At 38.6% G+C, this 20727-nt stretch carries 19 protein-coding genes and 1 tRNA gene; 15 read left to right on the forward strand and 5 right to left on the reverse strand.

What is annotated here, in order from left to right:
- Positions 1-2 precede the first annotated feature (2 nt).
- The 8 genes from CDL10_RS08810 to CDL10_RS08845 all read left to right on the forward strand — a co-directional run bounded on the left by CDL10_RS08810 (position 3) and on the right by CDL10_RS08845 (position 5117).
- The gene (locus CDL10_RS08810; protein WP_100678187.1) at positions 3-836 is read left to right on the forward strand and encodes a hypothetical protein; all 834 of its coding nucleotides are present in this window, start codon (positions 3-5) and stop codon (positions 834-836) included.
- A gap of 123 nt (positions 837-959) precedes the next feature.
- On the forward strand, positions 960-1241 hold the full coding sequence (locus CDL10_RS08815; RefSeq protein ID WP_100678188.1) for a hypothetical protein: 282 nt from the start codon (positions 960-962) through the stop codon (positions 1239-1241).
- Positions 1242-1364: 123 nt separating this feature from the next.
- Positions 1365-2240: a cell division protein FtsX gene (locus tag CDL10_RS08820; RefSeq protein ID WP_100678189.1), complete on the forward strand. Its 876-nt coding sequence runs from the start codon at positions 1365-1367 to the stop codon at positions 2238-2240.
- A gap of 1 nt (position 2241) precedes the next feature.
- Entirely contained in the window at positions 2242-2481 is a 240-nt protein-coding gene (locus tag CDL10_RS08825) for a DUF3098 domain-containing protein (protein ID WP_100678190.1), read from the forward strand.
- An 18-nt stretch (positions 2482-2499) separates the two neighbouring features.
- Positions 2500-3315: an undecaprenyl-diphosphate phosphatase gene (locus tag CDL10_RS08830; protein ID WP_100678191.1), complete on the forward strand. Its 816-nt coding sequence runs from the start codon at positions 2500-2502 to the stop codon at positions 3313-3315.
- Positions 3316-4023, forward strand: coding sequence for a tRNA pseudouridine(55) synthase TruB (truB, locus tag CDL10_RS08835; RefSeq protein WP_100678192.1), 708 nt, complete (start codon positions 3316-3318; stop codon positions 4021-4023).
- 11 nt (positions 4024-4034) lie between these two features.
- Positions 4035-4643, forward strand: coding sequence for a YiiX/YebB-like N1pC/P60 family cysteine hydrolase (locus tag CDL10_RS08840; protein WP_100678193.1), 609 nt, complete (start codon positions 4035-4037; stop codon positions 4641-4643).
- A gap of 72 nt (positions 4644-4715) precedes the next feature.
- Positions 4716-5117, forward strand: a complete 402-nt coding sequence (locus CDL10_RS08845) for a hypothetical protein (protein WP_100678194.1) — start codon at positions 4716-4718, stop codon at positions 5115-5117.
- 110 nt (positions 5118-5227) lie between these two features.
- On the opposite strand, the gene CDL10_RS08850 is transcribed toward CDL10_RS08845, so the two are convergent.
- The 3 genes from CDL10_RS08850 to era form a co-directional block, all read right to left on the reverse strand.
- Complete coding sequence (locus tag CDL10_RS08850) at positions 5228-7993, reverse strand: outer membrane beta-barrel protein (protein ID WP_100678195.1); 2766 nt, start codon at positions 7991-7993, stop codon at positions 5228-5230.
- A 207-nt stretch (positions 7994-8200) separates the two neighbouring features.
- A complete protein-coding gene (gene der, locus CDL10_RS08855; RefSeq protein WP_100678196.1) occupies positions 8201-9511 on the reverse strand; it encodes a ribosome biogenesis GTPase Der in 1311 nt (436 codons plus the stop codon).
- 50 nt (positions 9512-9561) lie between these two features.
- The gene (gene era / locus CDL10_RS08860) at positions 9562-10446 is read right to left on the reverse strand and encodes a GTPase Era (RefSeq protein ID WP_100678197.1); all 885 of its coding nucleotides are present in this window, start codon (positions 10444-10446) and stop codon (positions 9562-9564) included.
- Between the two features lie 112 nt (positions 10447-10558).
- Here era and CDL10_RS08865 point away from each other — a divergent pair.
- Positions 10559-10631 (forward strand) — tRNA-Met (locus CDL10_RS08865).
- Here the strand turns inward: CDL10_RS08865 and CDL10_RS08870 are convergent.
- Positions 10591-12156 (reverse strand): recombinase family protein, encoded by a 1566-nt coding sequence (locus CDL10_RS08870; protein WP_100678704.1) that lies wholly within the window; start codon positions 12154-12156, stop codon positions 10591-10593. The genes CDL10_RS08865 and CDL10_RS08870 overlap by 41 nt on opposite strands.
- Positions 12157-12214: 58 nt before the next feature.
- Positions 12215-12376 carry a hypothetical protein gene (locus CDL10_RS11420; protein ID WP_165773000.1) on the reverse strand — a complete coding sequence of 54 codons (162 nt, stop codon included), beginning with the start codon at positions 12374-12376 and terminating at the stop codon, positions 12215-12217.
- A 309-nt stretch (positions 12377-12685) separates the two neighbouring features.
- Here CDL10_RS11420 and CDL10_RS11535 point away from each other — a divergent pair, with 309 nt between their 5' ends.
- From CDL10_RS11535 to CDL10_RS08900, 6 genes are all read left to right on the forward strand, one after another.
- On the forward strand, positions 12686-12859 hold the full coding sequence (locus tag CDL10_RS11535; protein ID WP_243389322.1) for an aminoglycoside 6-adenylyltransferase: 174 nt from the start codon (positions 12686-12688) through the stop codon (positions 12857-12859).
- A complete protein-coding gene (locus CDL10_RS08875) occupies positions 12853-13455 on the forward strand; it encodes a LinF (protein ID WP_243389323.1) in 603 nt (200 codons plus the stop codon). The genes CDL10_RS11535 and CDL10_RS08875 overlap by 7 nt, the downstream gene beginning before the upstream one ends.
- Positions 13456-14100: 645 nt before the next feature.
- Positions 14101-14481, forward strand: a complete 381-nt coding sequence (locus CDL10_RS08885; RefSeq protein WP_243389324.1) for a DUF6660 family protein — start codon at positions 14101-14103, stop codon at positions 14479-14481.
- 133 nt (positions 14482-14614) lie between these two features.
- Positions 14615-18973: a CusA/CzcA family heavy metal efflux RND transporter gene (locus CDL10_RS08890; protein ID WP_100678705.1), complete on the forward strand. Its 4359-nt coding sequence runs from the start codon at positions 14615-14617 to the stop codon at positions 18971-18973.
- Positions 18974-18981: 8 nt separating this feature from the next.
- Positions 18982-20262 carry an efflux RND transporter periplasmic adaptor subunit gene (locus tag CDL10_RS08895; RefSeq protein ID WP_100678200.1) on the forward strand — a complete coding sequence of 427 codons (1281 nt, stop codon included), beginning with the start codon at positions 18982-18984 and terminating at the stop codon, positions 20260-20262.
- An 11-nt stretch (positions 20263-20273) separates the two neighbouring features.
- Positions 20274-20696 (forward strand): Fur family transcriptional regulator, encoded by a 423-nt coding sequence (locus CDL10_RS08900; protein ID WP_100678201.1) that lies wholly within the window; start codon positions 20274-20276, stop codon positions 20694-20696.
- Positions 20697-20727 lie beyond the last annotated feature (31 nt).

Raw genomic sequence — 20727 nt, forward strand, 5'->3', positions numbered from 1 at the left:
TTATGAAACGGCTTTGGCTCATATTACTCACTATATTTTTTATCAACGGCAATTTGTATGCTCAGATTGAAGACACGGAGTTGGACGAGTTGGTTATCGAAAGAATGTCTAAGCAGAATATCGCTGATGTTATCCGGGAAATTCGCAAAAAATTATACAACAATTACGCTACCGAACATTACCATTATCTGGTTGAAAACCAATCTATGATTCAGATTGACGATTGTACTGACAGCTTGTTCAACATTCGTTTATTATACAATGTGCAACTGGATTTAAAACAGAAAAAAATCAACAAATCGATAGTAAAATCAGAGGGAAATAAAGAAAATCTCAATCCTAATTATTTTTCGCTTTACCCTGGTGCTAACGATTCACCACTTTACTGGCTTTCTGAATTTGTACTGAGAAAATACGTGAATGTTGTCGAGTTGGATTTCTTTATCAACGTGCAGGATTACCATTACGACCGCAGCCGGTCTGGGAAAAATATCCGGGTCGATTTCAGTGCCCCCGGTTTATATTACGGCTACTTCATACACGACAGTGAATACAACTTGACAGAAATCGAATTTGAGCTGGACGAACCCTACCCTATCAACCATTCTCAGTCCAAAAACGGTAAATTTATGTTTCAGAAAAACTGGATTTATCAGGCAGAATTATTGCGGATAAAATTCGGATTAAACGCCAAAAAAAGATTGTATATCCAATCGCTTGAAGCTAAAGAAAAAATCATCAATTACAATTTTCTTCGTCACAACAACAAAGGCGAAGTAATGGTGGACGACCAAAATCTGAATTTTGACACCACACTAAAATTTACCAAACAATAGGCTCTGACAGTCATTCACTGACCAAAAAACGGTGTCGAAAAATTTCGATGAAAACGTTAATGGTTTATTCAAAAAAACGATATATTTGCGTAATTTTTTCAGAACGATATTAAACAGAAATTTATGGACTCAGTATTCAATCCAATTGAGAAGGAAAACATAGCAGGCTTGAAATTCCCGGAATCAGATGTTTTGACCGACGAGCAGGAAATCAGGCAACGAAAACAAGATTTGGAAAAAGCCATGGCTTTAGGGAATACCGAGCACGTCAAAATTCAGATTTTCTTTGAAGATAACAAAGAAAAACTGGTTGTTAATACGACCGTGTGGGCGGTAACTCCCGAGCGTATCGTATTGAAAAAAGGCGTAATTATTCCGATTCACAGAATCCACAGAATTTTATAATACAACAATATAATATCAAAAAATCCGGCAAATTGCCGGATTTTTTATTTTCCTCTGATAGTTGCATCACTTTTGCAAATAGTTTAGTATTTTTACCTTTTGAATCAAACTCACAAACAAAGCATGGCGACATCTTTCGAAAAACACCAAAAAAGAAGGTTGATAACCTCTTATTTTTCGGTCATTCTCAGCATATCTTTAGTATTATTCCTCTTGGGTTCGCTGGGATTATTTGTCATCAATTACGACCGGATTTCAGACAATTTCAGGGAAAATATCCCAATGTCGGTCTATTTCAAAGACGATGCCAAGCAGAAAGATTTAGACGAATTTGAACAAAAAGTAAAAGAAAGCGACTATATCAAAGACATTACTTTCGTACACAAAGATTCCGCTGCGGCTCAGCACCAGGAAGTTATCGGCGAAGATTTTGTTCATTTCTTAGACTTTAATCCGTTGCAAAACTCTTTCGATATGCACTTTAACGGGGCTTATGTGCAACAGGATTCTATCAGAAATATTGAATTGTCGTTCAAAGAAAATCCTTTGGTCGACGATGTGGTTTACGACCGGCAACTGGTGGATTTGGTCAATGACAATATCCAGAAAATAAGTTTCTGGATTCTGGTTATCAGCGGATTTTTTACCTTAATATCCATTTTGCTTATCAACAGCTCATTGCGTTTGTCCATTTACGCTAAAAGGTTTATTATCAAAACTATGCAAATGGTTGGTGCCACCAAATCATTTATCCGGAAACCATTTATCTGGACAAATATCAAACTCGGAATGGTTGGTGCGTTGGTCGCCATTATCGCCATCATATCACTGGCAACATATGTAAACAATAAATTACCCGATTTGCAACTACTCTCGGGCTATCAATCACTGGCAATTGTTTGTATCAGCGTTTTCTTGTTGGGAATTCTGATTGCTTACATCAGTACTTATTTTGCTACACAACGCTTTTTGAATTTGAAATCTGACGAATTATATTAATATGAAAAATAACTTTTTATTTAACAAAACCAACTATATTATCCTGCTTGCGGGAATTTTCATCATCGCATTAGGGTTTATTTTAATGGCAGGTGGAAAAAGCTATGACCCGAATATTTTCAATGAAGAAGTATTCAGTTTTCGACGCATTCGTTTGGCACCAACCGTGATTTTCATCGGGTTTGGTGTATGTGTTTACTCAATTTTCTACACGCCTAAAAAACAAAACAACAAAGAATAACTTCAAAAAATCATCTTAATGGATTTAATCCAAGCCATCATTATTGCCATCATCGAAGGACTGACCGAATATCTACCTATTTCTTCTACTGCACACATGGGTTTTACCGCTGCACTTATGGGAATGGAAGAATCAGAATTTCTGAAAATGTTTCAGGTTTCCATTCAATTCGGAGCCATTTTATCCATCGTGGTTTTATATTGGAAAAAGTTTTTTGACTTTTCAAATCTCAGTTTCTATATCAAATTAGTCTGTGCCGTTTTGCCGGCATTAGCATTGGGTTATTTGTTTGACGATAAAATTGAAGCGGTTTTAGGCAACCAAATTGCGATTTCTTCTGTTTTGGTTTTGGGAGGAATTGTATTATTGTTTGTGGACAAATGGTTCAAAAACCCTAAAATCCATGACGAAAAAGAAATCAGTATCAAAAAAGCCGTAATTATTGGTTTTTGGCAATGTTTAGCAATGATGCCCGGAACATCACGCTCTGCAGCCTCCATTATCGGAGGAATGACACAAGGGTTGAGCCGAAAAGCTGCCGCCGAATTTTCATTTTTCTTGGCCGTTCCAACCATGCTCGCCGTTACGGTTTATTCCATTTTCGTAAAAACATGGGGCAAAGGAACTGCTGCCGAAATGAAAGGCTATGAAATGATTTTGCAAGACCAGCACCATATTAATTTGTTTATCATAGGTAATGTTGTGGCATTTGTTGTGGCACTGATTGCTGTCAAAACTTTTATTGCTGTTCTCACGAAATACGGTTTTAAATTCTGGGGCTGGTACCGCATTGTTATCGGAATTATTTTATTGATTTATTTCTATACCAAATAAATGGAAAAATTAACCAAAGAACAATTCCTTGAAGGGCAAATTTTATTGATTGATAAACCGTTGACTTGGAGTTCGTTTCAGGCAGTAAACAAAATCAAATATACACTGATTAAAAACCTCGATTTACCCAAAAGATTTAAAATCGGACACGCCGGAACGCTCGACCCATTGGCAACAGGTTTATTAATTATCTGTACAGGAAAATTCACCAAACGCCTATCTGAACTACAAGGACAAATCAAGGAATATACCGGAACGATAACAGTTGGGGCAACCACACCGTCCTATGATTTGGAAACAGAAATCAACGAAACATTTCCGACAACACACATCACTGCTGAACTCATCGAGCAAATAAAAAAGCAATTCATCGGGACGATTGAGCAATTTCCACCAATTTTTTCCGCTATCAAAAAAGACGGAAAACGATTGTATGAACACGCACGAAAAGGCGAAGAAATCGAAATCCAATCACGAAAAATAGAAATTTCCGAATTTGAAATTACCCGTATAGAACTACCCGAAATTGATTTTCGTGTGGTTTGTAGCAAAGGAACTTATATCCGCTCATTGGCTTATGATTTTGGGAAAGCTTTGAAATCAGGTGCACATCTGACCGCTTTGCGACGAACAAAAATTGGGAATTTTTCTGTTGATAATGCGGTCGAACCATTAGATTTTGAGAAAATATATAAATTGGATTTATAAAAATAACTAAAATGAAAAAACTGATACTGCTGTTCTTTCCCGCTATAATTTTTGCCCAGCAATTACAAACCGGCGATTTGATTTTCCAAAATATCAGCTGCGGAGCGATGTGCGAAGCCATCAATGCTGTAACCGAAGGTTTTGAAGGACGTGATTTTAACCACATGGGAATGGTTATCAGCCAAAACGACAACATATTTATCCTGGAGGCTTCGGGCGAGGAGGTAAAACTCACGCCATGGGAAAAGTTTTCCGAGCGTACCGAAAAATCGATGTATGTAGGACGACTTTTGCCTGAACATCAACACCTGATTGACAATGCGGTTACTTATGGTTTACAACAAATCGGCATGCCGTATGACAATGATTTTCTGTATGATAACGGTAAATATTATTGTTCTGAACTGATTTATGATTGCTTTTTGTATGCCAACGACAACCAGCCGTTTTTTCAGCTATTTCCGATGACTTACAAAGAACCGGATTCTGATGAATTTTTTCCGGTTTGGGTAGAGCACTTTGAACAACAAGGCATTGATATTCCTGAAGGACTACTAGGTTGTAACCCCGGCGGCATGAGTCTGGATAAGAAAATTGAGTTAAAGAAATTTAGCCTTTAGCAATCCATCTTTCACATTTATTTCAATAAAGCTGTTGATATTTTTAGTATTTTCGTAGTTTAAATTCATTTTATGCGTGCATACATATCTGTTTCCCCTGATTACCGAAAAAAATTAAGCAAGGAATTCATTGCTCTTGGCATGGCACTGAGTGGTGCCAATACAGATGCTTATATTTTTACAGACAAACACCAGTGCCAGGAAGATGGAGAGCAGGAATACCTTGCCCATGCCATGCAACAGATTGATGCGTCCAATTTTGTGATTACTGAAGCTACGCATCCGTCGGTACTTTCATGTATCGAATTGAGTTATGCCAAAGCCAGAAAAAAACCGATAGTTTATATACAGCACACCGAAGCTAAAGTGGAAAAACTGATGGCAGCATTGGGCAATTTTCATATTTTGTATGAATCGCCTAAAGATTTGTTTGACCAAATGACTGAATTTCTAAAAAACGTATTACCGCAGTAGTTAAAGTACATTTTATCGAATTTACCTCCAAAGATAGATAATCAAAAGCATAAAAAAAGCACAACAATTTCATATTTTGTTGTGCTTTTAGTTTTCCAATTATAAAAGAATTACATCACAATAATTCTCCTTCCCCCTCTTCTTGGCGAACTATTGCTGTTGTTTTTTCCTCCGAACTTGTCAAATTTGTATGTTAGTGAAAACATCACATATCGTTTGAGTACCAAATTTTCCTGGTCAACGATAGAAGTTGCAGTAATCATTCTGGACGCACCTACATTTTGGTTCAGAATATCGTAAACTTTTACTTTGGCTGTCATTGCTTTATTCAGGAAAGTATAGGAAAGACTGGTGTTCCACAAGAAAAAATCGCGTTGGAAACCTGCTCCGAGATTAGAGTTGTAGGTGTATCCGAAATCATTTCCCCATGTCCAGTTTTCCGGCCAGTAGGAAGTCGTTTGCAACGATAAATTATGGGTAACATTATCTCTTCTGCTAATTTGATAGTTGGTATAATCTGTCTGATTAAATCCTAATTCATACGATGGTGTAATGGTTAATAACTCGCCATAAGTCCAACTGATTTCTGCATTTGGCGAAATGCTGTAAGTGTCGCCTTCAAATAATTCGCCATCGGTAAATCCTTTATCTTTCGTGTAGCGAATACTTGCACTAACACCAAATCTCAATGTATGTTCGTCATATTTCAAGGACTTATTCCAATTACCAGAAAAACTCACGTTATAAGTATCTCCAATGTTGCGGTAAGTAGTGGTTCTCTTTCTATTTTCATCAAACAAAGAATAAGTTGCTGCTGAATTTGTATTGTAACTACCGTGCAACCAAATGCTCCAACCGGTACGCATCTGAAAATTATACTTGTTCAATCCTCCGAATATCCTGTGCGTCTTGGTTTGGTCTAACTCCTCATTTCCGATAATTGTATTCAAAGGGTCATTTATACGTTCATAAGGCATCATCTGCATTACCGAAGGATTATTCGTATAGTAGCGATAATTGGCATATACCGACAAGCCGTTTTCCTGGCGATAGCGAACATTCGCAGCTACAAACGGATTTACAAACTGTCTGTCGATGTTATAATTATTGCTCATATATTCGGCAGTGGCATTCAGATTAGTAATAACAACCCCTGATTCTATGGAAAGTTTAAGTTTTTCTTTATCAATAGTTAATCCAACTGTCGGGCTGTTACTTATAGAAGATATTTTGGTATTGGTTGATAATCGGTCGTTGAATTCTGAAAACTGCCCTGTTAATTCATCAAAATCATAAGTGAATAACTTATCGGTTTGCGAATCATATTTCCAATCGTAATTAAAATCTAAAAAAACATCTTTTTGAATCGGTTGAGAATATTTTGCCTGTATGCTGTATTGGTCATTGGTCGAGCGGGTAGTTTCTTCCTGATTCCGGATATCATCGGGTGTACTGTCATCGGCATAAAATAAAGTTTCGGACTGCGTAAATCCACCACCGGAAGTCACTGAATTCGTACTTTCAATATAAAGGCTGAAATTTTTCCCTTTATCGTCCAGTTTTTTAGTAAACTGAATAGAGTTGTCAAATGAATTACTGGTAATATCGCTGGTTGACGTACCGTCAGTTTCATTCAGGATTCCGCCGTTTTCATCAAAAGTAATCGACTTGTTCTCGTTAATGTTTATATTTTTATTCGACCGGAAAGACGGATTGAAATAAACCTTGGTGTTTTCGTCGAGCTTCAGCTCAAAATCGGTAGTTACGTTGTGTTGCGTATTCTCCCTTCGGCTTGAACTTTCCGAATTGGTAGTAAATTCACCGTCTGGTAATAAGTTAATCGTCGTCGAACGGTTGTTGTTATCATTAATTTCTCTATTCAGATTATAACTCACATTGGTGTCTAATTTATCAAAAAACAAATCGGAATAATTCACGCCTATCAAATCATTTCGGCTGATACCAATCGCTCTTCCAAACATATTACGACCACCAAAGCTGAAAAACGAACTACGCCCACCGCCCATATTATCAAAAATCTCGTCCATCGAAAAACCCGACGAATTGATATTATTAGACGATGCCATCAAACTGATTTTTCGGTCACCCTGAAAATAGTTAATCAAACCGGCTGCTTCGTAACGTTCGTCAGTGCCATATCCGCCGGTAACACGCCCCATCAAACCTTTGTTTTTATCTTCGTCAATGGTAAAATTGATGCTCGCTTCGTCGCTTTGGGCACTTCGTCCCGAGAATTCTTCGGCTTTGGTTTTCTTATCGGAAACCTGTACTTTGTTAATCAAATCTGCCGGAAGATTCTGTAAAATCACACTTCCGTTACGGTCAAAAAACGGTTTACCGTTTACCAGAAACTGGCTTACTTTTTTTCCGTTCACAGTAATATTTTTCTCTGCATCAATTTCAACGCCGGGCAGCTCTCTCAGCAAAGCCTCCACATTTGCGTCCGGACGAACCTTGAACGACGATGCATTGAACTCCAATGTATCTCTTTTGACCCGAATCGGAATATCTGCCACGATAACCAATTCGTCTAACTGTTCTGCATCTTCTTTCAATAAAATATTTCCCAGACTGATGTTTTCGCTGATATTCGGATATTTCAATACCTTTTCCTCATAACCAAACAAAGAGAAAGTGATATTGACAGAATCTTTTACGGGTTGAAAATTTAGGGAAAAATCGCCCGCTTCTTTCGAAGATGTATAGGCAATCATGGTGGAATCTTTGGATTTCATCGCCAGAACGGTTACGTCGCTGACAGGTTCGTTGAATTCATCATAGAACTTTCCGCTTACCTTAACCTGAGCCATCGCCGAAAGCCCGAACAAACAAATCAATAAAGGAAGTAATCGCATAAAAAGTAGTGTTTATCGTTATGTTAAATTATGGTTGTACTGATGATAACAAATTTTGTGCCTTTTTTATTATGTTATCCAAGTAACAATACCTTAATAAGTAGAGAAAACAGAGAGTTTGTTACAATAAAAATAGCTTATATCAGAAATCTGTTTCTTTCTGATATAAGCTAAAAACGGTTTATCATTTTTTTTATTCTACTGTATTTATTTCTGTCTGAAAAATATTTCAATCGGCACACCCGAAAAATTATAGTTTTCCCGCAATTTATTTTCGATATAACGCTTGTATGGGTCTTTGATGTATTGCGGCAGATTGGCAAAAAACACAAACTGCGGTGTGTGTGTCGGCAACTGCATACAGAACTTGATTTTGATATATTTTCCTTTGACTGCTGGTGGCGGATTATTTTCGATAATCGGCAACATCACTTCGTTGAGTCTGGAAGTAGAAATACGGCTTTTTCTGTTTTCAAAAACCTCCACAGCGGTTTCCAACGCCTTTAACAAACGCTGTTTGGTCAGAGCAGAAACGAACAAAATAGGCACATCGTCAAACGGTGCAATTTGCTCTCTGATTCGTTTTTCGTATTCTTTGGTGGTTTGATTGTCTTTTTCTACCAAATCCCATTTGTTGACAAGGATTACAACTCCTTTTTTGTTTTTCTGTGCCAGCCAGAAGATACTTTGGTCTTGCCCTTCAAATCCGCGTGTAGCATCAATTACCAGTACACACACATCAGCATGCTCAATTGCCCGCACCGAACGCATCACGGAATAAAATTCCAAATCTTCTTTCACTTTGGATTTTTTCCGGATTCCGGCGGTATCCACCAAATAAAAATCAAATCCGAAACGGTTATATTTTGTATCGATAGCATCGCGGGTTGTTCCGGCAATGTCTGTTACTACGAAACGGTCTTCTCCAATCAACGCATTGATAATACTTGATTTTCCGGCATTCGGTCGTCCGACAAAAGCAAATCTCGGCAGTTCTTCATCTTCTTTTTCGTCATTTTGTTCGGGCGGCAAAGCTTCGATTAAAGCATCAAGCATCTCTCCTGTTCCACTACCACTCATTCCGGCAACCGGATAATATTCGCCTAATCCTAAATTATAGAATTCGTAAGCATCTTGCAGGCGTTTACCATTATCTACTTTATTCACAACCAGTAATACAGGCTTGGTTACCTTGCGTAACAGTTTGGCGACTTCTTCGTCTAACGGTGTTAAACCTTCTTCGGCATCAACCACAAACAGAATCACGTCGGATTCGTCAATTGCCAGTTCTACCTGCTTACGGATTTCGCCTTCAAAAATATCATCTGAACCTTCAATATATCCTCCGGTGTCGATGATAGAGAAAGAACGTCCGTTCCATTCACTTTTGCCGTAATTACGGTCCCGGGTTACCCCGCTCACAGAATCAACGATGGCGTCACGCCGCTGTATCAAGCGGTTGAACAAGGTTGATTTTCCCACATTTGGCCTTCCTACTATGGCTACTATATTATTCATTTTATTTATTTGCTTAGGCTGTAAGCAGTGAGCTATAAGCCATTTAATTATTATTTATTGCTGTATCCGAAACGTTTCAACTGATTGTTATTGTTACGCCAGTCTTTGTTTACTTTGACAAAGGTTTCTAAATGCACTTGTTTGCCGAAGAATTTTTCCAAATCGACCCGGGCTTCGATGCCTACTTTTTTGATGGCAGCTCCTTTATGTCCGATAATAATTCCTTTCTGGCTTGTGCGTTCAACCATAATCACTACACGAATGCGGATAATATCTTCGTCTTCCTTAAACTCTTCGGTTACCACCTCAACGGAATAAGGAATCTCTTTGCTGTAATTCAACAGAATTTTTTCCCTGATAATTTCATTAACAAAAAACCGTTCGGGTTTGTCCGTCAAACTATCTTTGTCGAAATAAGGCGGCGACTCGGGAAGTAATTCCAAAATGCGGTCAAAAACTTCTTTTACATTAAAATTATTCAATGCCGATATGGGGTAAATCTCGGCGTTGGGCAGGGTTTCTTTCCAATAATCAACTTGCTCTTCCAGAAAATCCTGGTCGGTTTTGTCAATTTTATTCAATAGCAACAACACCGGAATATTGGTATGTTTTAGCTTATTGAAAAAGGATTCGTCTTTGAGTTGTTTTTCGCCGACCTCAACCATATACAGGAAAACATCGGCATCTTCAAGGGCAGATTTCACAAAATCCATCATTGAATTCTGCAACTGGTAAGCCGGTTTGATGACACCGGGAGTATCTGAAAAAACCACCTGAAAATCATCTCCGTTCACAATACCAAAAATTCGGTGTCGCGTGGTTTGTGCTTTAGAGGTAATAATCGACAGTCTTTCGCCGACAAAAGCATTCATTAATGTGGATTTACCCACATTCGGATTACCAATAATGTTTACAAAACCTGCTTTATGTGTCATACTATTTCGTTCTAAGCCACAAAGGTAGCTATATCTGCCGAAAGAATAAACTATTTTTTTTGCGGTTTTTTTGTGTATTCCAAAAAGTCGTTATATATTTGCACCACAATAGCGCGGGATAGAGCAGTAGGTAGCTCGTCGGGCTCATAACCCGAAGGTCACTGGTTCGAGTCCAGTTCCCGCTACTAAACAGGACAGATGAAGTTTATTTTCGTTTGTTCTGTTCTTTTTTTGGACTAAACCATTGTTTATCTGAAAGATATAGTTTGCGATTACGTTCATTCGGGCGGTTCGATAAGTTTTTCCGTCAAACTCCAATTTTTCAGGGAATATCGAACCAATTATACCTCTCCTTGTGTTGATTTCGCCCTCACTGTACATTTTGGGAATGTTTTCTATGTACTTTAAAGCCCTGTCCAAAGATTTATCTATATTGATTTTCTTGGTATCAGAACCGTCCTTGCTCAACTGTTCTTCCAGACTTTCAATTCGTTTCTTACACTCATCTTTGATTTCGAGGTATTCCTCATCATCAATAATTTCAGATAACAGTTTGTTGCGTGCTACTGATAACCTTGCATTCAGTTTATCTATTTCCTGTGCAATCTGTTTCTTTTCGTCAAATGGATTATTTACGAATTTTTTGTAGTTGTCTAACAATAGTTTTTTCACTATTTGAGCAGTACCGTTTAACGTAAAATGATGCATACTCTTTTCAAAAATATCGTTGGCTAATTCGGCTTTTTGGCGGAAGCCACAGGATGAGACACAATGATAGTAGTAATAACGGCTTGTTCTTCCTTTGGAAGCACTACCTGTTAGGTTACGACCACATTCGGGACATACCAAGAAACCACGTAAAGGCAGGTTCTCGTCTGAAAGTATTTTCGTATTGGGACGTTCTACCCTTTTGTTTCCGTCCAAAATCAGTTGCACCCTATCAAAAAGCTCTTTGGATATAAGTGGTTCGTGTTGACCCCGTACCAAATGTGCTTCTTCGTCCTTGAATTTGGCAATGAATATCTTTCCATAGTACAGAGGATTACGTATGGCTACGTGGAAAGCACTTCGGCTTATAGTTGTATTGTACAACATATTCATTTTTTGTCGTACTTGGTCACAGGCAAACACACCTTTAGCTATTTCGTTGAAAGCCCAACGCATAGCTGTTGCTTCAGGTTCTTTTGGAGCGACGTATTTTCGTCCGTCCTCTTTGCTTCTGTTGATGTATCCAAAAGGAGCTCTGCCCATTAAACGTCCCTCTTTCCTTGCCCTACGCATACCGTAAAACGTATTCAATGCCCTGCGGTCATTTTCCACTTCGGGAGCGGACAGATATATCGCAAGCATCATCTTGTTTTCGGGAATGGAAAGGTCTAAAGGCTGTTCTACCGCTTGTGGTTCTATGCCAAGTTTGTTAAGTGTGCTAATCATCTGATAGGCATCACCTGCATTACGGCTAAACCTATCCCATTTGGTAAAAAGAACAAGGTCAGTCTTTGAACTTTTCTTTTTAAGATTGTTCAGTAATCTTGTCCATTCAGGACGGTTAAAGGTCTTGGCGGAATAGTCTTCATAGATAACCTGTCCGACTGTAATCTTATTGATCGAACAGTATTTTTTCAGGCGTTCCTCTTGGTCACGTTGTGAATATCCCTTGTCTGCCTGTTCGTCTGTGGAAACACGTATATATAAATCGGCTCTTTTCATAGCTAATCTTTTAAATGGTTATTAATGTTGTGTGGGATTAGCTAAAGTACGAAATAAATCATTCGGTATCAAAGCATTCACGAATAATTATCATCGTGAAGTTGTATAGAAACTCCATAATCAGTTCGGCTTTTTCCTGTTCCACATCAATACCGACCTCACGGAGAAGCTCCATTGCTTCTTCGATAGGTATTTTCTCTATTTCCTTTCTCTCCTGCATCGCCTAACTCGGTTTTGTCCTGACTAAATTAGTCGGATAAGCAAGTCGGACTTTCAATGTTGCAGTCAGAGGTCTCATTTGGCGTTCAGATGCCAAATTGTTTTGGTTCGTTGTTGTTTTTTGTGCTAATCAAAGACAATAAAAACAATGTTTTTGTAGCCTGAAAGGTGTTTTTTGTAATTTTGTTTCTGACAAAAATTAAGATATATACTCCGATGAAGCTATAAATAACTGTCCAAGAAAGAAATGATAATTCATCACTTTGTATAAGTGGCGAAGAAATGTATTACAAACTTTAAATTTATTACAATGACACAGTTACAAATGATTGATACTACCAAATCAATAGCTCAGAGAGACGAAAATGTTTCCGCAGTTTTAATGTATGGTTCGTTTACCAAAAATGAGGGAGACCAATATTCTGACATCGAGTTTTATATCTTCCTGAAAAACAAAGAAAATTTTTCTGCCGAAAAGTGGTAAATCAGATTTATCCGACAGCGTTATATTTTACGAATGAATACGGAAGTGAAGTTGCAATTTTTGAGAACCTGATTAGAGGCGAATTTCATTTTTTAACAGTAAATGAGATTGACGTTATAAAATCGTGGGAGGGCTTTGTGGCGTTCAGTGATTTTGACCAAATGAACTTGATTGACAAAGACGGTCTTTTGACTGAAACGCTTAATCAAATAAAAACAAAATCGCCCGTCCGAACTACAAATGAAAACATCTTATTTTTAAGTCAATCATTACTGAATGTATTATTGACAACAAACAATTTGCTTAAAAGACAGGAGTACGCTCACGCTTACCAAAGTCTGTCAAACGTGCAAAAGTATTTACTTTGGTTAATCCGAATAGCAATAAATCAAACCAATCATTGGGAAAGTCCGACAAAAAGTTTAGAGAAAGATATTGACAAAGATTGGTATTCAGAATTTAGATTGACAACATCTGATTTGGATACTGACAATTTAAAAACAGCTTTCGAAAATTCATTGAACTTATCCAAAAAGCTATTTGATGAATTAAGTGTTACAGCAAACTTAAAACGATTGCTAAATAGAATTGGATAAAGTCCCATTCTCAAAACAAAGCCTTTCAGCAAGTTGTTGAAAGGCTTTATATTTAAAAGAGATTAAAACCATTCCCCAAAAAAGAATAAAAAGGTAGCAAAGGTAAGGCGGACACCCACCGCACCGCCCAACCAAACCAAAAGACTACGGCATAATGACAGGGCAAATATGATGGCTTCGCCGAGTTGCCCAGTTGCCCTACCACCCTTCGGGACTTATTCCGTTTCCTTTTGGTTTTCCGCCTGTCCGCCTTGTTAAAATGGCTTTCTTTTTTTTCTGTTTTTTTCTTTTGGAAACAATTTTAAGAGGAAGAAAAACATCTACTTTGAGCGTTGGTATGTATCTATCTATGTACGTTTTTATCTACAAAGCAAAGTATCTATGGACAGAATGAGAAGCAGTTTTGAACTACTTTTTTCTGCTAATTTCAATCCGTCTCGAAGAGCGGATTATTGTGTTCACAGCAACACGGCAAGTTGTGTTTTGAGGCACTCAAAACTGAAGTTAGTGCCTCAAAACTACTTGCTCTTGCAGAGGGCAGAAAAAACTTCCGAAGTCAGTTTTTTGTGTGAATTTAAAATGGATATAGTTATTGAACAGTTTGCTAATCGAATGAAGAAGAAAAAGATACGATTGCAATAAACAATGCAATGCCATTGCATTACTTTTTTACTAACTTTGCAAAAGAATATGAAAGTCTTTTCTTCCATACTGGCACTTTTTATGATGGCATTATTTATAATGCCTTGTGCTGATATGTATAAAAAGGATTTAGTGAATAATGAGAAACATTCTACAGAAATAACACATCAGGACAACCACGAACATACTGATAGCGATTTATGTACACCTTTTTGTTTATGTGGTTGTTGTGGAATAGTTTCCGGAGTAGTTCTTCAATGGAACGTGTTTAATATAGGCAAGGTAAAGACTTTTGACCTGTCAAAGCCTAAAGTTTACTATAAATCTACCTTTATATCCCACTATCTGGGGGGAATTTGGCAACCGCCAAAGATTAATGCATAATTTTTAATGTTTTAATGATTATAGCTTTTTTGCGTACAGCAATAAGCTAAATGTTTTGGGGCATACTTCGTATTTCCTAAGGCTATCTTCATTGCAATTTATCATTAATTATTCATCATTAATCACAATAGAAGTGTTAAATAGTATTATAAAATTCTCTATAAAGAATAAGTTCATTATAGGCTTAATGACCTTATTACTCATCATTTGGGGGGTATGGAGTGCCAAACAAATCCCCATTGATGCCCAACCTGACATTACAAACAATCAGGTTCAGATTATTACCCTGTCGCCTACATTAGCAGGACAGGAAGTAGAACAATTAGTTACATTTCCCGTAGAGCAAAGTATCGTTAATCTTCCAAAAGTAGAAGAGATAAGAAGTGTTTCAAGATTTGGATTATCTGTTGTAACCGTTGTCTTTCAAGACAATGTTGATATTTATTTTGCAAGACAGTTAGTAAGCCAACAGCTGAAAGAAGCACAAGACCAGATACCTGAGGGGGTTGGAACACCTGAACTTGCTCCTGTCAGTACAGGTCTTGGCGAAGTGTACCAATATATTCTTCATCCCAAAGAAGGGAGTGAAGACAAATATTCCGCAATGGATTTGCGGACAATGCAGGATTGGATTGTTGCCAGACAACTTTACGGTACTCCGGGAATTGCAGAAGTCAATAGTTTCGGTGGTCTGCTTAAACAATACGAAGTTTCTATCGAGCCAAACCGCATCAAGGCAATGGACGTTAGTATTTCTGATATTTTTACCGCACTCGAAAACAATAACCAAAATACCGGAGGTGCTTATATCGACAAGAAGCCCAATGCTTACTTTATTCGCGGGATTGGTCTGGTTAGTTCATTGGAAGATGTAGGGAATATCGTCGTTAAAAATACAGGTAGCGTTCCGGTATTTATCAAAGATGTGGCAGAAGTACAATTTGGTCACGCTACCCGCTACGGAGCGATGACTTATAACGGAGAAGTAGATGCCGTGGGTGGAATAGTTATGATGCTAAAGGGAGAAAACACTGCCACTGTCGTAAACAACATCAAAGAGAAAATTCCGGTTATCCAACAATCTCTACCTGAAGACGTGGTCATAGAACCCTATCTAGATAGAATGAATCTGGTAGATAGAGCGATAAGTACTGTCGAAAAAAACCTTATTGAAGGGGCATTAATAGTAATATTTGTATTAATTATTTTCTTAGGGAATTTCAGGGCAGGTTTAATCGTAGCATCAGCTATACCGTTATCAATGCTTTTTGCATTGGGAATGATGAGGCTATTTGGTGTGAGTGCCAATCTGATGAGTATGGGGGCTATTGATTTCGGATTGATAGTGGACGGTTCCCTGATTGTTGTTGAAGCCACAATGCACCATTTGGGCTTACGAAAATCCACACAAAAACTTACGCAGGTAGAAATGGACGAAGAGGTGTATGAATCTGCACGGAAAATTCGTACGAGTGCCGCATTTGGCGAAATTATCATCCTCATTGTCTATATTCCTATCCTTACTTTGGCGGGTATAGAGGGTAAAATGTTTACGCCAATGGCACAGACTGTAAGTTTTGCCATTTTGGGAGCATTGATTTTGTCCTTTACCTATATCCCGATGATGAGTGCTTTGTGTTTGTCTAAAAAGCCGATTACCAAAAAGAATTTTTCAGACAAAATGATGGACTATCTTCAAGGGGTCTATAAATCGTTATTGGAAAAAGCCATTCGGATAAAATATGTGGTTATTGCGGTTGCCGTTGGGCTGTTTACCATAAGTATATTCTTTTTTTCACGGATGGGTGGAGAGTTCCTGCCAAAATTGGGCGAGGGCGATTTTGCTTTCCACTGTATCCTGCCACAAGGAACATCCTTAAGCCAAAGTCTGGAAACCTCTATGCAGGCATCGAAGATCATCAAGGAATTTGACGAAGTGAAAATGGTCGTAGGAAAGACAGGTGCTGCCGAAGTACCGACAGACCCGATGCCTCCCGAAGCCACCGACCTGATGATTATTCTGAAACCGCAGGACGAATGGAAAACAAAAAAATCGTATGACGAGCTTTCCAATGAAATGATGGAGAAACTTGAAGTTATTCCCGGTGTATTTTTTGAAGCCAATCAGCCGATACAGATGCGTTTTAATGAGCTGATGACAGGTATCAGGCAGGATGTAGCTGTTAAGATATTCGGAGAAGACCTCGACAGTTTGTTGGTTTATGCCAATAAAGCGAATGCCATTATTCAAACAGTAGAAGGTGCGACCGCTCCGCAGGTAGAACGGGTAGCAGGTCTTCCCCAAATCAATATCGAATACGACCGTACCCGAATAGCCAACTATGGTTTGAATGTACAGGAGATAAATGATATTGTCAGCACTGCGTTCGCAGGTAAATCAGCAGGCGTGATTTATGAAAACGAACGAAGATTTGATTTGGTGGTAAGGCTTGATGAAGCCCACCGCAGTTCCATTGAAGATGTGAGCAATCTGTTTATCCCACTACCAAACGGCGACCAAATTCCGCTTTCACAGGTTGCAAACATTGATTACAAATTAGGACCCGCACAAATCAGCCGTGAAGACGGTAAACGCAGGATATATGTCGGCTTCAACGTGCAGGGACGGGACGTAGCCAGTGTTGTCAATGAAATTCAGGATAAATTGGCTGAACAGGTTAAGCTCCCAACAGGTTGTTATTTTACCTATGGCGGTCAGTTTGAGAACCTCCAAAAAGCTACCGACAGATTGCTCATAGCAGTACCTATCGCATTGCTTTTGATTTTTATCCTATTGTACTTCACATTCCATTCGTTTAAGGAAGCCGTTTTGGTCTATACAGCTATCCCGATGAGTGCCATTGGAGGTGTATTTGCCCTATTATTACGGGATATGCCATTCAGCATATCGGCAGGTGTCGGATTTATCGCCCTGTTTGGTGTTGCTGTTCTGAACGGGATTGTACTGATTGCCACGTTCAATAGACTGGAAAAAGAGGGTTGGAACGAGATTATCCCGAGAATTATCGAGGGAGCTAAAACAAGGCTTAGACCTGTATTGATGACAGCATCGGTAGCAAGTTTAGGTTTTTTACCAATGGCATTAAGTACAAGTGCGGGTGCAGAAGTACAAAAACCGTTGGCAACGGTGGTTATCGGTGGACTGATTTCGGCAACTGCCCTGACATTGTTCGTTCTGCCATTGCTGTACCTCGTATTTATGAGAAACCAAAAACCTCCGAAAAATAGTAAAATGAAAGCCATAGCACCTGTGCTGTTGCTGTTTGTGTTTTTGTGTTTTTCTCAAAACGGTAAGGCACAAACTCCGATGAGTATAGATAGAGCTATTGAAGTAGCTGTGGAGAACAACCCTCAGCTACGTTCCAAAAATTTGGATATTCAATCTGTCCAAAGTCTTAGCAAAACAGCATTTGAATTGCCGAAGACCGATGTAAACTTCCAATATGGGAATAATGAGGGATTTGAATATAATGACGGTTTCCAAATTTCGCAAACCATACCCTTCCCGACACTCTTTGGGGCAAAGAAAAACCTTGTCAAAGAGCAAGTCAAAGGTCAGGAATGGGCAAAGGCACTTACAGAAAACGAACTGAAAAAGCAGGTAAGAACCTATTATTATCAATCGGAATATTTGGAGCATAATGCTTCGGTTTTAAAGTATCTTGATAGTATTTATTCAGACTTTATCCGTGTGGCAGAACTGCGGTATAAAACGGGAGATATAGGTAAATTAGACGTTAATACAGCAACTACCAAGAAAGGGGAAATAAGTCTTTTGTATCAACAGAACGAGGTTTTAAGGCAGAACGCCTATCAGAGCCTTAAAAATCTGATGCAGACACAGGAAGACTTTTCCATAGAACCCCAATCGGATTATACGCCATTGCTGTTAAGCTCTTTCATTGACAGTTCGGCTGTTGCAAATCATCCGAGCATCCAGCTATTGTACCAAGAGGCGAAAATCGCCGAACAGAACAAGAAATTGGAACGGGCAAACAGCCTGCCTGATTTTACATTCGGTTATAATAACATATCGCTGATAGGAATGCACAGTAAAAATGGTGTAGAGCAATTTTATGGCAGAGGACAGCGGTTTAGTTTTGTTGATGTGGGTATTACAATCCCAATTTTTACAACCACCAAAGCAAAAATTCGCTCGCTTGATTATCAGAAACAATCATTGGAATTAAATGCTCAATGGCAGGAACAACAGCTTAAAACGGAATTGGCAAACGCCTTGAAACAATACGAACAGTATGTAGCGCAGTTTACCTATTTCAAGGAGCAGGCACTTCCGAATGCTAATGAAATTATCAATGCCGCAAAACTGGGCTACAGTACCGGAGATATTTCTTATGTGGAGTACCTATTTGCCTTGCAGACAACAGCAGACATTCAGCTTAATTATTTAAATAGCATTCAGCAAATCAATGAGGCTGTAACGCTTATCCATTCATTAATCAGTAAATAATACAATATATGAAACGTATCATAAATAATATAGTTTTTAGCGTTCTTGTCCTCGTAGCATCCTTTGCTTTCAACGCCTGTACAAATAATCATAAAGAGGGCGATGGGCATAATCACGGAACGGAAGCAGAAACAACAACGGACGAACACGAAGAAGAAGAAAATGTTGCAGTGCTGACCGATGAGCAGATGAAAGCCGTGGGGGTTGAAATCGGTTCAATTGAACAGAAGCAATTATCCGCAACATTGAAAGCCAATGGTGCATTGAGAGTTCCCAACAGCAACAAGGCGAATGCAACCTCGTTGTTTGGTGGTGTTATCAAATCCCTTAATGTGGAGATAGGCGATTTCGTAAGGAAAGGTCAGGTCATCGCTACTATTTCCAATCCGCAATTCATACAGTTGCAGGAAGAATACCTAAGCATCAATAGCCGGATAGAATTTGCAGAACAGGAGCTTGTAAGGCAAAGAGAGCTGAACGAGGGAAATGTCGGAGCAAAGAAAAACCTGCAAAGTGCCACTACTGAACTGAACACGTTGAGAACACGGAAGTCTTCTTTGAACCAACAAATACAAATGATGGGCATTAATCCGGCTTCCTTGTCAAATTCCAGCCTTAAATCCTCGTTGGTCGTTACAAGTCCGATAAGCGGTACTATCAGTAATGTTTTTGCCAAAATCGGAAGTTATGTAGATGTGTCTTCGCCTATTGCTGAAATAATAGAAAACACAGCCCTGCACTTGGACTTACAGGTCTATGAAAAGGACATTCCTTTAATCAAAATAGGTCAGAAAATAGATTTTGTGGTAACCAACAATCCCAATAAGACCTATTCTGCCGAAGTGTACAGTATCGGTTCATCTTTTAACGGAGAGAGTAAAACCATTGCTGTTCACAGCAGAATTACAGGAGATAAAACAGGGTTGATTGACGGAATGAGTATAACCGGAATGGTAAGTTTAGATGATGTATTAAGTACGGCTGTACCCAACGATGCTATTGTCAATGCAGACGGAAAGTATTACATCTTTTTGGTCAAGGAGCAAGCAGAAGAACCCCACGAGGATAAAGAGGGAGAAGCTCACGACCACAAAGAAGAGGAGGCTCACGACCACGGTTCTGAAAAGGGAACTCGATTTGTAAGAATAGAAGTCATTAAAGGTGCTTCTCAATTGGATTATACGGCTATAACGCCTGTAAGTGAAATTCCACACGGTACACATATCGTGGTAAAAAGTGCATTTTTTGTGAATGCAAAAATGGATGATACAGGAGAACACGCTCACTAAACTATTGAATAATGAAAAAAAACATTGAACAAAAGCTGTTGTCAAAGAACACTAATCCGACCAGTATGAGGATTTTGGTGTATGATTTCCTGGAGCAACAACAAATAGCTATGTCCTTATCTGAAATCGAAAGTCATTTTTACAAAGCAGACAGGGTTACAATTTACAGAACTTTAAAAACTTTTGAGGAAAAAGGCATCGTACATAGTATTCAGGAAAACACGACTACCAAATATATTTTGTGCCACGATGGATGCGACGAACAAACCCATAAGGATTGGCATTTGCATTTCTACTGTAAGATTTGCAAGCAGACGACCTGTAAGGAGGATTTTATAATACCACAGGATACGAACCAGGAATATAGGATTGACGAGATAAAACTGTTTGGTAAGGGTATTTGTGAGAAGTGTTTAAAGGAGAGTTTGCAATAGCATTGCAGACTCTCCCTGTGTAACTTTGTTA

The sequence above is a fragment of the Avrilella dinanensis genome (assembly GCF_002807015.1).
Classification (GTDB): Bacteria; Bacteroidota; Bacteroidia; order Flavobacteriales; family Flavobacteriaceae; genus Flavobacterium; species Flavobacterium dinanensis.